Annotated in this window: 10 protein-coding genes; 8 read left to right on the top strand and 2 right to left on the bottom strand. The window is 73.1% G+C overall.

Translation table 11 applies throughout. The features are described 5' to 3' along the window. Nucleotides 1–109: 109 nt before the first annotated feature. Together ACFV9Q_RS08550 and ACFV9Q_RS08545 are read left to right on the top strand one after the other, a co-directional pair. A complete protein-coding gene (locus ACFV9Q_RS08550; protein WP_377228556.1) occupies nucleotides 110–661 on the top strand; it encodes a sigma-70 family RNA polymerase sigma factor in 552 nt (183 codons plus the stop codon). Beyond that, nucleotides 658–1677: a hypothetical protein gene (locus ACFV9Q_RS08545; protein WP_377234040.1), complete on the top strand. Its 1020-nt coding sequence runs from the start codon at nucleotides 658–660 to the stop codon at nucleotides 1675–1677. Before ACFV9Q_RS08550 ends, ACFV9Q_RS08545 begins: the two co-directional genes overlap by 4 nt. 15 nt (nucleotides 1678–1692) lie before the next feature. Here ACFV9Q_RS08545 and ACFV9Q_RS08540 read toward each other — a convergent pair whose 3' ends face one another. Further along, the gene (locus tag ACFV9Q_RS08540) at nucleotides 1693–3144 is read right to left on the bottom strand and encodes an oxygenase MpaB family protein (RefSeq protein ID WP_377234039.1); all 1452 of its coding nucleotides are present in this window, start codon (nucleotides 3142–3144) and stop codon (nucleotides 1693–1695) included. Between the two features lie 155 nt (nucleotides 3145–3299). Here ACFV9Q_RS08540 and ACFV9Q_RS08535 point away from each other — a divergent pair, with 155 nt between their 5' ends. From ACFV9Q_RS08535 to ACFV9Q_RS08510, 6 genes are all read left to right on the top strand, one after another. After that, on the top strand, nucleotides 3300–3887 hold the full coding sequence (locus tag ACFV9Q_RS08535) for a sigma factor-like helix-turn-helix DNA-binding protein (RefSeq protein WP_377234038.1): 588 nt from the start codon (nucleotides 3300–3302) through the stop codon (nucleotides 3885–3887). Further along, complete coding sequence (locus ACFV9Q_RS08530; protein ID WP_377234037.1) at nucleotides 3884–5608, top strand: hypothetical protein; 1725 nt, start codon at nucleotides 3884–3886, stop codon at nucleotides 5606–5608. Before ACFV9Q_RS08535 ends, ACFV9Q_RS08530 begins: the two co-directional genes overlap by 4 nt. A 92-nt stretch (nucleotides 5609–5700) precedes the next feature. Next, a complete protein-coding gene (locus tag ACFV9Q_RS08525) occupies nucleotides 5701–7080 on the top strand; it encodes a M18 family aminopeptidase (protein WP_377234036.1) in 1380 nt (459 codons plus the stop codon). Between the two features lie 408 nt (nucleotides 7081–7488). Then, entirely contained in the window at nucleotides 7489–9003 is a 1515-nt protein-coding gene (locus ACFV9Q_RS08520; protein WP_377234035.1) for a helix-turn-helix domain-containing protein, read from the top strand. Then, nucleotides 9000–9767, top strand: coding sequence for an HAD family hydrolase (locus ACFV9Q_RS08515; protein WP_377234034.1), 768 nt, complete (start codon nucleotides 9000–9002; stop codon nucleotides 9765–9767). The genes ACFV9Q_RS08520 and ACFV9Q_RS08515 overlap by 4 nt, the downstream gene beginning before the upstream one ends. Nucleotides 9768–9954: 187 nt before the next feature. Beyond that, nucleotides 9955–12258 carry a sodium-translocating pyrophosphatase gene (locus ACFV9Q_RS08510; protein WP_377234033.1) on the top strand — a complete coding sequence of 768 codons (2304 nt, stop codon included), beginning with the start codon at nucleotides 9955–9957 and terminating at the stop codon, nucleotides 12256–12258. An 84-nt stretch (nucleotides 12259–12342) separates the two neighbouring features. Here the strand turns inward: ACFV9Q_RS08510 and ACFV9Q_RS08505 are convergent, their stop codons facing one another. Then, nucleotides 12343–12921, bottom strand: a complete 579-nt coding sequence (locus ACFV9Q_RS08505; protein WP_377234032.1) for a DinB family protein — start codon at nucleotides 12919–12921, stop codon at nucleotides 12343–12345. Nucleotides 12922–13018: the final 97 nt, after the last annotated feature.

Genomic DNA, 13018 nt, shown 5'->3' with positions numbered 1-13018 from the left:
TCCTGCGCCCCGCTCGTATATGGGCATGAGCGGGGCGCAGGAACCGCAGGGTAAGGGGACGAGAACGTGATGGGGCAGACGACGTGACCGGGTCAGGGCGGGCCCCGCGATGAGCGCGCGCTGGGACGACGAGCTCACGGAGCTCGTGACCCGCAGGGGCCGCGCGCTCGTGGGGTACGGCTACGCGCTGACGGGCGACGTGCGCCGCGCGGAGGACCTGGTGCAGGATGCGCTGGTGCGCGTGTTCCGGCGGTTCCGCCGCCCGGAGGCCGCGGGCGCCGAGGGGTTCACGGAGTTCCCGCTGAACGAGGGCGGACAGCACGCGGGCATCGAGGCGTACGTGCGCCGGACGATGCTCAACCTCTATCTCGACGAGGCCCGGCGGTTCACGCTGTGGCGCAAGGCCCAGCCCAAGGTGGCCGTCGAGGACCGGGTGCGCGCGCCCGCGTCGGACATCACCGCCCGCGCCGACGTGACCGTCGCGCTGCGCGGCCTGAGCCCGCGCCAGCGTGCCTGCGTGGTGCTCCGCTTCTACGACGACCTCACCGTGCCCCAGATCGCCGCCACGCTCGGCATCGCGGAGGGCACCATCAAGAGACACCTGGCCGACGGGATCCGCGCGCTGCGCGGGGTCCTCGTGCCGGAGGGAGAGCTGCGATGAGCGGGCACGACGACCACGGCGCCGACGACCTGGGCATCGGCCGCGACGTGCTGCGGCAGACCATCGACGCGCTGGTCTCGGGCGCCACTCCGACCGACGTGCCCAGCGCGCCGGAGGAGAACCTCGGGCTGCTGCGGCGCAGGGTGCGGACCTGGCGGGTCGCCAAGGCCGGCGTGATGGGGCTGGGCACGGCCGCCGTCGTGGGTGCGCTCGCGTTCAGCGCCGCGCAGGCCTCGACCTTCACGCGGTCCGAGCCGCTGCCCGGACGCCCCACGATCGAGGCCACGGAGACGGGCCCGGTGCCGTCGGAGATCCCGACGACGCGCAGCTCGCCGAGCCCGACGGCGTCGGTGAGCCCGTCGCCGTCCGCCTCGCCGTCGGACACCCCCGATCCGGTGCCCTCGGGGGCCGCGGCCGTGGAACCGAGCGCCGACCCGAGCGCGTCCTCGGTCGCGACGAACGAGCCGGACCCGATCACCGCGCCGTTCGATGACGGGTACCAGCCCTGGGGCGGCGAGTATCCCGTGTGGTGCGGTATGCAGGACGCGGACCTCGTGTCGACAAGTCCGTCGGTGGCGATCGAGATCACCGGCGACCTGGTGTACGGGCGCGGCGACAACGTGTCGATCCCGGTCCGCCTCACGGGCGAGATGCCCGGTTACGTCGAACCCGGCGACTCGGACGGCCCCACTGAGAGCATCGGCAACAGCGCGCTGCTGGTGTGGTCGCAGGGCGGTCGGGTCGTGGACATGGGCACGGCGTGGCGAGAGGCCAACTACGACATCCCGCCGGCGCTCAACGACGCAGGGGTCTGGACCGGCGAGGCGTACGCGCCGTCGTTCAGCACGTGCGTCGAGGCGGACGCGGACCAGTACAACCTGAGCTACGACAACGTCCGTACGGCCGGCACGTACCAGGTGCGGGCGGTGCAGGCGCACAACATCGGCGATCCCGGGAGGGGTGGCCAGGAGGAATACCTGGTGGTCAGCGACCCCGTGACGGTCACTGTCCCCTGACCACGTGTCAGACGCTCAGGTCCCCCGAGGGACCTGAGCGTCTGACACGTCCGGCGGGTGGTGGCTCGCGACGATCGCGGCACTGCGCCGGCGGCCCCAGCGCTCCAGGCGCTCGGGGCCGCCGGGCAGCCGGCCGAGCACGCGGTACCGCCACGTGTTGAGCGGCAGCAGGTAGGCGTGCGCCCACGGCGGGCGCAGCGGCAGGCCGAGCTCGCGCATGCTGCGCACCCCCAGGAACGTCGTGAGCATCGACAGCAGCCGCTCCCGCTCCAACCACGCCCGGGCCGGCTGCCACCACGCCGGCCCGCGGTAGGTCCGCTCGGCCTGCGCGGCGACGACGGCCCGGGCGAGCCTCGGCCCGGCGTCCGACACCCCGGCCTGGGCCAGCAGCAGGTGCTGGTTGAGCCGGTGCCGCGCCCACTCGTCGTCGACGAGGAAGTCCGGGTGCACGCCCATGAGGTGCCCCACCCACTTCCACAGGTGCATCAGGGCCCGGCTGTCCGACGGCGGGACGGGCACCCCCAGCGCCCGGCAGCCCAGGATCAGGGTGCCGTCGAACAGCCCGAGGGTCGCCGCCTGGTCGGCCTGGTTGATCGGCAGGCCCCAGCGGGCGGTGTCCCAGCGGGCCGTGCCCGACCCCGTCGTGCCCGACCCCGCCGTGCCCGAACCTTCCGTGCCCGACCCCTTCGTGCCCGAACCCCCGGCGCCGGGCCGGCCCGCGAACGACGCGCTGACCAGGGCGTGCATGACCCGGACGTGCAGGGTCGTGCGCCACGCGGGGGCGAAGGGCCGCAGGGCGCCCGGCTCGGACAGCCCGACCGTCCACTCCTGGGTCTCGGCGAGCCGCCGCAGCGTCCCGCCGGTCAGGGCGCCTGTGGCCACGAGCAGGTCGGTCGGCCCGCCGAACCGGTACCCGCCCACGAGCGAGAGCTGGAGCAGCACGTCGCCCGCGTTCTGCCCGAGCCGCCGCTGTACCGTGGCGCCCTGCTCGACGAGGTCCCAGTCCACCCACGCGGGCACGGCGGTGACCTCGGCGAGGAACCGCCGGAGCGCGGGTGGGTGCTGGGCTTCGTCGCTGAGATCGGTCGGTTGCACAGAGATCGGTCCGTCAACCGACCGGTCTGGGTGCGACGGACCGATCTCGCTGTCACGGCCCGGCACCGGCGCCAGGCCCGGGTCAGGCGGCGGGGCCGCGAGCGCCGCCCGGAGCTGCGCGTGCGTGACCCGTCCCGGGTCGCCGGCCGGGAGCCGCATGGCGGCGGCGAGTGCCGCCCCGGCGTCGTCCTCCTCGGAGAAGGCGCGGCCGATCCGGGCCAGCAGGGCCTCGTCGACGCCGCGTACCCGCCCGAGCACGCGCAGCGGGCGGCCGATCCGCCGCCCGCGCGCCTCGGCGGAGCGGAACCGGCGCGGGTACGCCGCCGAGGCGGGCTCGACGTCGTGCACAGGGTTGTCCACCGGTTCGCCCATGTCCTCATCCTGACCCGGACGGCTCCGGCGGAACAGGCCCCGGCGGAACAGGCCCGGCGGAACGGGCGCCGGCCCGCAGAATGGGTCCGTACGCGCCACAACCTCCTGGCGACCTGGTTCGTCGACACGGTCAGGACGGCAGGAAGGAGCCGGTGATGGGCTGGCACGAAGACCTGGAGAGGCTCGCCGCACAGCGCGGCGGAGCGCTCGTGGGGTACGCCTACACGCTGTGCGGCGATGTGCGGCAGGCCGAGGACCTGGTGCAGGAGGCGCTGGTGCGGTACTGCTCGCGCCTGGTGGGACGGGGCGGACGGCGCGGCCGCGCGGCGTCGGGCATGCGTGCGGTGCCCCTGGACGGGGACGACGACGGCGGGGGCCGGGGCTGGGCGGTGCAGTACCCCGAGGCGTACGTGCGCCGGATGGTGCTGAACCTGTACCTCGACGGCTGGCGGCGCACCAAGCGGTGGGCCGACATCGCCCCGCGCGTCGCCGTGGACGACGTCCCGTTCCCCGACTCCGGGATCACGGCGCGGGCGGACGTCGTGCACGCGCTGGCCCGGCTCGCGCCCCGGCAGCGCGCGGCCGTGGTGCTGCGCTACTTCGAGGACATGACGATCGCGCAGGTCGCGGACTCGATGGGCGCGGCGCCGGGCACGGTCAAGCGCTACCTGCACGACGCCCTGCGCACCCTGCGCGACGTGCTCGAACCAGTGGATGCGACGACGGAAGGAAACCAGCGATGAACCGGCACGACGACGCCAAGGACCAGGACCACGGCTGGGTGGACCCCGCCGGTTCGGGCCTGCTGGCGCAGACCCTCGGCGCGATGGCGGACGGCGTGGACCCGGCGTCGCCCACCGGGCCCGCGGCGGCGATACCGGCCATGAGCAGGCGGGTGCGCCTGCGGCGCGGGGCCAAGCTGGGCGGGCTGGGGGGTGGCGCGCTGGCGCTCGCGGCCGTCGTGGCGCTGGGCGCGACGCAGCTCGCGCCGCCGGACGACGGCGAGGTGCTGCCGGGGTCGCCCGCCTCCGGGGCGCCGGAAGCCTCGCTGGCGTTGCAGGTCCGGGACGGCTACCAGCCGCCGTGGCTGGAGTGGAGCGACCTGACGTGCGGCATGCCGGTGGCGGACCTGGAGACCACGGCCCAGGGCTGGTCGGTGACGCCGGCCGGTGACATCTACTCCCGGACGGACGACCTGGATGACGAACGGTCGAGGTCGTGGGGCATGGCGACGGCGTTCCAGGACGGGAAGGGCACGCTCGACGTCGCACCCGTCCTGGTGTGGAGCCAGGACGGCGTGGTGCTCGACCTGGGGCCGAACGTCTTCGACGAGTGGACCGGGCAGGACGAGCTGCCGGTACCGCTCCTCGGTACCGGTGCGAGCTCCGTCGCGGCCCTCGGCACCTCGATGTCGACGTGCGTGCCGGGCAGGGAGTACGGCGACCTGCAGCACAAGACACCGCTGCCCGAGGGCGACTACGAGGTGCGCGTGGTGGCCTTCCCGCGCATCGACGGGCAGTGGGCCACGACGGTCAGCGACCCGGTCCAGGTCCGCCTGGACGCCGACGGCGCGCACAGCCCGGGCGAGCCCCGTGCCGCCGAACCTGCGGTCGAGTTCCCCGACCCGGTCGAGGGCCAGGTCTCGGGATTCGTCCTGGACCGCACCACCGACCGGGTCACCGCGGAGATGACCCAGCTCGACTACTCGTCGGACACCCCGATGCGGGTCATGGGTGCGTGTGCCAGCTCGGACCCGGAGGACCTGCTCCCGATCGAGCTGGTGCTTCCGTCGACCGGTGAGGTGATCGCGGCCAGCCAGATCACGTGCGACGGGTTCGAGGCCGGCACAGGCGTGGGCGCCCTGTCCGAGAACCGCAGCGGGGAGACCATCGACATCCGGCTTCCCGACGTGCCTGACGGCGTCTCCCGGCTCTGGGTGTCCCTGGAGCCGGATGCTTCCTTCGGCGGGGCTGCCGGGCCTGAGTGCTCGGCGACCGGCCTCGAACCGAAGTTCGACCTGAACAACTTCCAGATCGGTGACATCGCGGCGGCTGCCGGGGCCATCGTGATCGCGGCCATGGACTGCGACTCCGACGCGCTGATCGCACTGGCAGAGGAATCGGACACCGAGCTCATGCCCGGCAACGGAACCCCGGAGCAGGTCTTCGCCCTGCCAGAGTCCGGCACCGAGCACTACCGGACGCTCGCCACCCTGTTGTCCGACACCCGCGGCGAGATCGTCGGCGATGTCGACAGCGGCGATGTCACGGGCGACGACACAGTCGTCTGGCCCCGGGTCGCGACCGAGGAGTTCCGTGACTCGGACGAGGCGTGGGACGAGGTCGTGGCCGCGGGCCTGGTCACGGCCGAGGAGGTCGAGGGGCAGCGGGCGCACGGCTACCAGGGGCCCCGGATCGGCATCCGTGTGGACATGACCTGGGAGTACTACTCCGCCGGCGAGTAGGCCAGAGGACGTGTCAGGCGCTCAGTCCCCCAAGGGACCTGAGCGCCTGACCCGTGGGCCGGGGGACCGGCACGGGCGGAGATAATGGCCGGATGACGGACCAGACACTCACCCACGCACAGTCCGCAGCAGACCAGCCCGCAGCAGACCGGATCGATCCGGTCCAGCCCGCCGTCGTCCCCCAGGAGGCCCGCGCCCACGCGGCCGACCTGGGCGAGTTCATCGCGGCGTCGCCGTCGTCCTACCACGCGGCCGCCGAGGTGGCCCGGCGCGCGCAGGCGGCGGGCTTCACGCTCCTCGCCGAGGACGCCGCCTGGGGCGTCACCCCGGGCGGGCGCTACGTGGTCGTCCGCGACGGCTCGGTCATCGCCTTCACCGTGCCCGACGCCGCCGGCCCCACCACGCCGTTCACCATCGTCGGCGCGCACACGGACACCACGGGCTTCAAGCTCAAGCCCAAGCCGACGACGCGCGGCGCGGGCGGCTGGTGGCAGGTCGGGGTCGAGGTCTACGGCGGTCCGCTGCTCAACTCCTGGCTCGACCGCGAGCTGGAGCTGGCCGGGCGGATCGTCACGCACGACGGCACCGAGCACCTGGTGCGCACCGGCCCGATGCTGCGCATCCCGCAGCTCGCGATCCACCTGGACCGGGGCGTCAACGACAACGGGCTAGCCCTCGACAAGCAGCGTCACACCCAGCCCGTCTGGGGCCTCGGCGACGCGCAGAGCGCGGACGTCCTGGCGGCGCTCGCGGGGGACGCCGGCGTCGACCCCGCGGACATCGGCGGCTACGACGTGGTGCTGGCGGAGACGCAGCCGGCCCGGGCCTTCGGCGCGGGGCAGGTCCTGTTCGCGTCCGCGCGGCTCGACAACCTGCTCTCCACGCACGCGGGGCTGACGGCGCTGCTCGGCCGGGCCGCGGGCCCGGAGGGCGGGAAGGGCACGAGCGTCGAGATGTTCGCGGCCTTCGACCACGAGGAGATCGGAAGCGCCTCCCGCTCCGGCGCGGCAGGGCCGTTCCTGGAGGAGGTGCTGGTCCGCGTCTCCACGGCGCTGGGCGCCACGCCCGACGAGCGCTCGCGCGCGTTCGCGGCGTCGCTGCACGTGTCGTCCGACGTCGGGCACGCGGTGCACCCGAACTACCCCGAGCGGCACGACCCGGCCAACCACCCCGTCGCCGGGGGCGGCCCGATCCTCAAGATCAACGCGAACCAGCGCTACGCCACGGACGCGCACGGCGCGGCCGCCTGGAACGCGGCGTGCCGCGACGCGGGTGTGCCCACCCAGGAGTTCGTCTCCAGCAACGTCGTGCCGTGCGGGTCCACGATCGGACCCATCTCGGCGACCCGGCTGGGCATTCGCACTGTCGATGTCGGAGTGCCAATTTTGTCGATGCACTCGGCCCGTGAGCTCACCGCGGTGGTCGATCCGTGGTACCTCTCGCGCGCGATGAGGGCCGTCCTCGGGGGGTGAAAAGCCGAATCGTCCCGCTACGAGCCGAGAAGGACGGTTGATCGGGGCGACCTGCGCTTTTGCATGTTTCCGTTGGTTCTGTCCGGGTATACATTTGATGCAATACGGACATGACTTGGACGTTTGTCCAAGAAAGAATCGGCCTGACCTGCGAAAACGGCCGATCCTGGTTGTCCGTGAGTCTGGAAGAAAATACCTAGTACCGTCCAGATGCATGGACCTCGTGGGGGTGATACCACTGTGGTCATCCAGAGCCGTGAACTCGGCAAAAGAGAAATGCCGGACCCTCAGGAGCCCCCTGTGCCTCGTGCAACCGTACGCACCTGCGCCCGATGCGGCTGTGTCCTCAGCCGTTACAACTCCGAAGCCCGTTGTGCCGCGTGCCGGCGCACCGAGTCAGTTCCCGTGGTGTCGCTGCCCAGCGTCCCGGCACGGGTCTGGCAGGACGAAGCCGTCCGCGCGGCGCTCGCCGACTGGGACTTCGGTCAGGTCAGCCGCATGGTGCGGCAGCTCGTCCCGCTGCGGCAGGAGGACGTGGCAGCCCTGACGGGGCTGAGCCAGTCCTACCTGTCGATGCTGGAGTGCGGTGACCGCCGCCTGACCGACGTCTCGCGCGTCGTCCAGTTCCTCACGGGGCTGGGCACGCCGCCGGACCTGGTGCGGCTCCCGCTCCCGGGGATCAGCGCGCTGCCCGACGCCGCGGAGACCGCGCGGACCACGACGTCCGGCCAGGTCAGCAGTGCTCCCGTGGTCGTGACGCCCACGGCGCCGGACCCCACGCTGCCGTGGACGGCCGACCGCATGCTCACCGCGCTCCGCCTGGCGCACGTCGCCGACAGCACGGCGGACTGGCTGCCCTCGGACGCGAACGGGCCCGTGTCGGCCACCGCGATGAGCGACGCCGCCGGGACGGACACGCCGCGGCCGGCGTCGGGCATCGCGCTGAACTCGATGATCCAGCGCTGGGACGCCGAGCAGGCCGAGCCGCTGCGCCGGGCCACGGTCGGCACCCGGGTGTCGCTGGAGCTCTGCGGGCACCTGCAGGGCACGCTCGACGAGCTGCGGGTCATGGACAAGGGCTCGGGCAGCGGGGCCGTCGCCGACCTGGCCCGCGCCCACCTCGCCCTGGTGGTCCGGATCCTGGAGCGCAGCACGTACGACGAGGTCACGGGCCGGCTGCTCGCCGCCGTCGCCGCGGACACCGCCACGCAGGCCGGCTGGTTCGCGTTCGACGCGGGGCGCACGGACGCGGCGCGCGCCTACATGCTCGCCGGCCTGCGGGCCGCGCACGCGGCGGCCGACGACCGGCTCGGCGCGGGCGCGCTGTCCTACCTCGCGATCCACGGCTACTCCAGCGGCGACCCGCGCGACGCGGTGCGTGCCGCGGAGGCCGGCCGGCGTCGGATCGCCCGCCTGGACGCGCCGCACCTCTCCGCGACCCTCCTGACCCGGCAGGCCCGCGGCCACGCGGCCGCCGGCGAGGGCGAGGCCGCCCGCCGGGCCCTCGGCGAGGCCTCCGAGCTGTGCGCACGTGGCCGCGGCGAGGACGACCCGCACTGGCTGTACTGGATGAACGAGGGCGAGATCCACGGCCAGTCCGGTTCGGCCCACCTGGCGCTCGGCAACACGGCGCGTGCCGTGGAGAGCTTCGGGCACGCGATCCGGGCCGAGCGGGCGGGCGAGCGTCGCACGCACGGCCTGTTCCTCAGCCGGGCGGCCCAGGCGCACGCCCGGGCCGGCGACCTCGACGCGGCCTGCGCCACGGGCGAGGAGGCGGTGAGCATCGCGGAGACCGTGCAGTCGGCGCGGCTGCGGGAGCACCTCCGGGACCTGTCCGCCGACCTGCGGCGCGGCGGTTCCACCCGGCGCTCCGGCGTGGGAGCTCGCGTGCTGACCGAGCGGATCGCGGCCCTGGCGTCGTGACCTCCCCTGCCACCTCCGGTGGCGATGTCCGGACCGGCGATGCCAGGGCCCTCGTGCTCTGGGACATCGATCGCACCCTCGTCTACGTCGGGGACGTGGACCGGACGGCATACCGGGAGGCGTTCGCCGAGGTCGTGGGACGACCCGCCGAACGCCTCCCGGCCAAGGGGACCGGCGTGACGATGCCGCTGGCCATCCGCGGCCTGCTGGCCGACAACGGGGTACCCGAGCACGAGGCCGAGCACCTGCTCCCGCGCATGCTCGCGGCGGTCCCGGTGCGCTTCGCGGCCCACATCGACGACGTGCGCCGCCTCGGGACCGTGCTGCCCGGCGCGATGGGCGCCCTCAAGGCGGTCGCGGCCGAGCCCGACCTGGTGACCACGGTCCTGACGGGCAACCTCGAGGAGAACGCCCGGATCAAGCTCGGCGTCTTCGGCATGGACCAGTACGTCGACGCCGCGGTGGGCGGCTACTCGTCCGACGACGCGCACCGACCCGCGCTGGTGGCGGTCGCCCAGCGGCGCGCCGGCGACAAGTACACGGGCACGTTCCACAAGGGCAACACCGTGATCGTCGGGGACTCGCTGGAGGACGTGCGCACCGGGCTCGAGGGCGGCGCCCGCGTCGTGGCCGTGGCCTCCGGGACGACGCCGGCGGACCGGCTCGCCGAGGCGGGGGCCGACGTGGTGCTGCCCGACCTGACCGACTCTGGCCGGCTGATCCAGCAGATCCGCGTGCTGACCGACACCGCAGGGCCCGCGTAGCACCTCGCTGACCAGGGTGCGGAGCCCTTGATGTTCCGACATAGTGACTGTCGTCACATGTGGGTAGACTCTGGTCTCTTCCCGCCATCGACGTTGCTGGCGGGGCGCATCGGCCTTGCACGGGTCAAGCCTGTGCCGGGCATTTCATATCTGGGGGAACAGCCCCGGAGCTCGTCGAGGAGGACGGATGCTCGAAGACGGCATTGTTTTCGGCGCAGGGAGCTACACCACGGTGGCGGTGATCGCCGTCATCGCGGTGGCTGCCCTCGGGTGCGCCTTCGTGCTGCGCCGCCAGGTGCTCGCCGCACCTGATGGAACCGCCAAGATGCAGGACATCGGCCAGGCCGTGCAGGAGGGCGCCTCCGCTTATCTCAAGCGGCAGTTCCGCACCCTCGTGTTGTTCGCCGCGGTGGTGTTCGCTCTGCTCTTCCTGCTGCCGGGCGACGGCGGCGTGCGGGTCGGCCGCTCGATCGCCTTCCTGTTCGGCGCCGGGTTCTCCGCCGCGATCGGCTACCTGGGCATGTGGCTCGCGGTCCGGGCGAACGTCCGCGTCGCCTCGGCCGCCACCCGTCCGGGCGGCCGGGCCGAGGGCGCCCGCATCGCCTTCCGCACCGGCGGCGTGGTCGGCATGTCCGTGGTGGGCCTGGGCCTGCTCGGCGCCGCGCTCGTCGTGCTCGTGTACGACGTCGACGCGCCCGCCGTCCTGGAGGGCTTCGGCTTCGGCGCCGCCCTGCTCGCCATGTTCATGCGCGTGGGCGGCGGCATCTTCACCAAGGCGGCCGACGTCGGCGCCGACCTGGTCGGCAAGGTCGAGCAGGGCATCCCCGAGGACGACCCCCGCAACGCGGCCACCATCGCCGACAACGTGGGCGACAACGTGGGCGACTGCGCCGGCATGGCGGCCGACCTCTTCGAGTCCTACGCCGTGACCCTCGTGGCCGCCCTGATCCTGGGCAAGGCCGCGATGGGCGAGCAGGGTCTCGTCTTCCCGCTCATCGTCACCGCGATCGGCGCGTTCGTCGCGCTGCTCGGCGTGTTCATCACGCGGGTCCGCGGGTCCGAGAGCGGGCTCACGGCGATCAACCGCGGGTTCTACATCTCCGCCGTCGTCGGCGCCGTGCTGGCCGGCATCGCGGCCTTCGTCTACCTGCCGTCGTCGTTCGACCAGATGACCGGGACGGCCGACCTCACCGACGTGACCGCCGACCCCCGGATCGTCTCCGCCCTCGCCGTGCTCATCGGCGTGGTCCTCGCGGGCGTCATCCTGTGGGTGACGGGCTACTTCACCGGCACCGACAAGAAGCCGACGCTGCACGTGGCCGAGACCTCCCGGACCGGCGCCGCCACCGTGGTGCTCTCCGGCATCGGCGTGGGCTTCGAGTCCGCGGTCTACACGGCCGGCATCATCGCCGCCGCGATCTGCGGCGTGTTCCTGCTGGCCGGCGGCTCCGTCCCGCTCGCCCTGTTCCTCGTGGCCCTCGCGGGCTGCGGCCTGCTCACCACGGTCGGTGTCATCGTCGCGATGGACACGTTCGGCCCGGTCAGCGACAACGCGCAGGGCATCGCCGAGATGTCCGGCGACGTCGACGAGGAGGGCGCGCAGATCCTCACCGACCTCGACGCCGTGGGCAACACCACCAAGGCCATCACCAAGGGCATCGCGATCGCCACGGCCGTGCTCGCCGCGACGGCGCTGTTCGGCTCGTACGCCGACGCCGTGTCGCACGCGCTCGCCCAGGTCGGGAACGTCGGCTCGGGCCTCGTGACCTCGATGCTCAGCTACGAGATCATCTCGCCGGTCACCCTCGTGGGCGTGATCCTCGGCGGGGCCACCGTGTTCCTGTTCTCCGGCCTCGCGATCGACGCCGTCACCCGCGCCGCGGGCGCCATCGTGTTCGAGGTGCGCCGCCAGTTCCGCGAGCACCCGGGCATCATGACGTTCGACGAGCGTCCCGAGTACGGCAAGGTCGTGGACATCTGCACCCGGGACTCGCTGCGCGAGCTCGTCACCCCGGGCCTGCTGGCCGCGTTCGCGCCCATCGCGGTGGGCTTCGGGCTCGGCGTCGGGCCGCTGGCCGGCTTCCTGGCCGGGGCCATCGGCACGGGCGTGCTCATGGCCATCTTCCTGGCCAACTCGGGCGGCGCCTGGGACAACGCGAAGAAGATCGTCGAGGACGGCAAGTACGGCGGCAAGGGGTCCGAGGCGCACGCGGCCACCGTCATCGGTGACACCGTGGGCGACCCGTTCAAGGACACCGCCGGCCCGGCCATCAACCCGCTGATCAAGGTGATGAACCTGGTCGCGCTGCTCATCGCGCCCGCCGTCGTCGCGATCAGCGTCCCGGCGGACGCCAACCACGCGCTCCGCATCGGCATCGCGCTGGTGGCGGCGGCCGTGGCGTTCGGCGCCGTGATCTGGTCCCGTGTGCGGGCGTCCCGCGTCGACGCGGCCCAGCAGGCGGAGCAGGACCGCACGGCGGCGGCGGTCTGACGCCGAGGTAGAACCGCGGCGAGGTAGAACTCCGGCGATCTCGCCGGGGTCCTACCTCGCCGCAGCTCTGTCCCGGCAGGGTGCCTACTGGCCCACGCGGCCGTCCACGCACTCGCGCAGCAGGTCGGCGTGGCCCACGTGCCGGGAGTACTCCTCGATCATGTGCACCAGCACGTCCCGGACCGGGATCTGCTCGTCGCCGCGGGTGACGGTCGCGCCCAGCCCGTCCTCGGGCAGGGTCTCCATCCAGGTGTCGGCGTCCCGGACCTCGCGCCGCCAGTTCTCCCACGCGTCCTCGACGACGGCAGGGTCGGCCACGGCGCCGTCGAAGTCCGCGTCCGGGTTCTCCGGCGACTTGCCGAACAGCTTGGGCAGGTCCGGCTGCTCCTGCAGCACCCGCTGGAACCAGGTCTGCTCCACGTGCGCCAGGTGCCGCACCAGCCCCAGCAGCGACATGGTCGACGGCGGCACGGACCGGCGGGCGAGCTGCTCGGCGTCGAGCCCGTCGCACTTCATCTCCAGCGTGAGCCGGTAGTGCTTGAGGTAGTTCCAGAGGGTCTCCTTCTCGCCGACCGGGTCGGACAGCGCCTCACGCGGGTCGTCGTCCGGGTCCGCCCACATGTCGGGGTACACGGTCGCTGAGGTCCATCGCTCTGTCGTCATGGGACCAGTGCACCCTCCGGTCCCGGGCCGGTCAACGGGATAGTCGGCCGGCGTCCGCTCCCACTTCCCCCGCGTCATGGTCCAGACTGGGCCGCGT

Source organism: Promicromonospora sp. NPDC059942 (assembly GCF_042731755.1).
Lineage (GTDB): Bacteria > Actinomycetota > Actinomycetes > Actinomycetales > Cellulomonadaceae > Promicromonospora.
The sequence above is the reverse complement of the archived record's forward strand: the minus strand, read 5'-3'. Positions and strand labels throughout refer to the sequence as shown.

Coding starts and splice junctions, on each gene's coding strand:
- ACFV9Q_RS08550 (WP_377228556.1), top strand. CDS start 110: ATGAGCGCGCGCTGGGACGACGAGCTCACGGAGCTCGTGACCCGCAGG.
- ACFV9Q_RS08545 (WP_377234040.1), top strand. CDS start 658: ATGAGCGGGCACGACGACCACGGCGCCGACGACCTGGGCATCGGCCGC.
- ACFV9Q_RS08540 (WP_377234039.1), bottom strand. CDS start 3,144: ATGGGCGAACCGGTGGACAACCCTGTGCACGACGTCGAGCCCGCCTCG.
- ACFV9Q_RS08535 (WP_377234038.1), top strand. CDS start 3,300: ATGGGCTGGCACGAAGACCTGGAGAGGCTCGCCGCACAGCGCGGCGGA.
- ACFV9Q_RS08530 (WP_377234037.1), top strand. CDS start 3,884: ATGAACCGGCACGACGACGCCAAGGACCAGGACCACGGCTGGGTGGAC.
- ACFV9Q_RS08525 (WP_377234036.1), top strand. CDS start 5,701: ATGACGGACCAGACACTCACCCACGCACAGTCCGCAGCAGACCAGCCC.
- ACFV9Q_RS08510 (WP_377234033.1), top strand. CDS start 9,955: ATGCTCGAAGACGGCATTGTTTTCGGCGCAGGGAGCTACACCACGGTG.
- ACFV9Q_RS08505 (WP_377234032.1), bottom strand. CDS start 12,921: ATGACGACAGAGCGATGGACCTCAGCGACCGTGTACCCCGACATGTGG.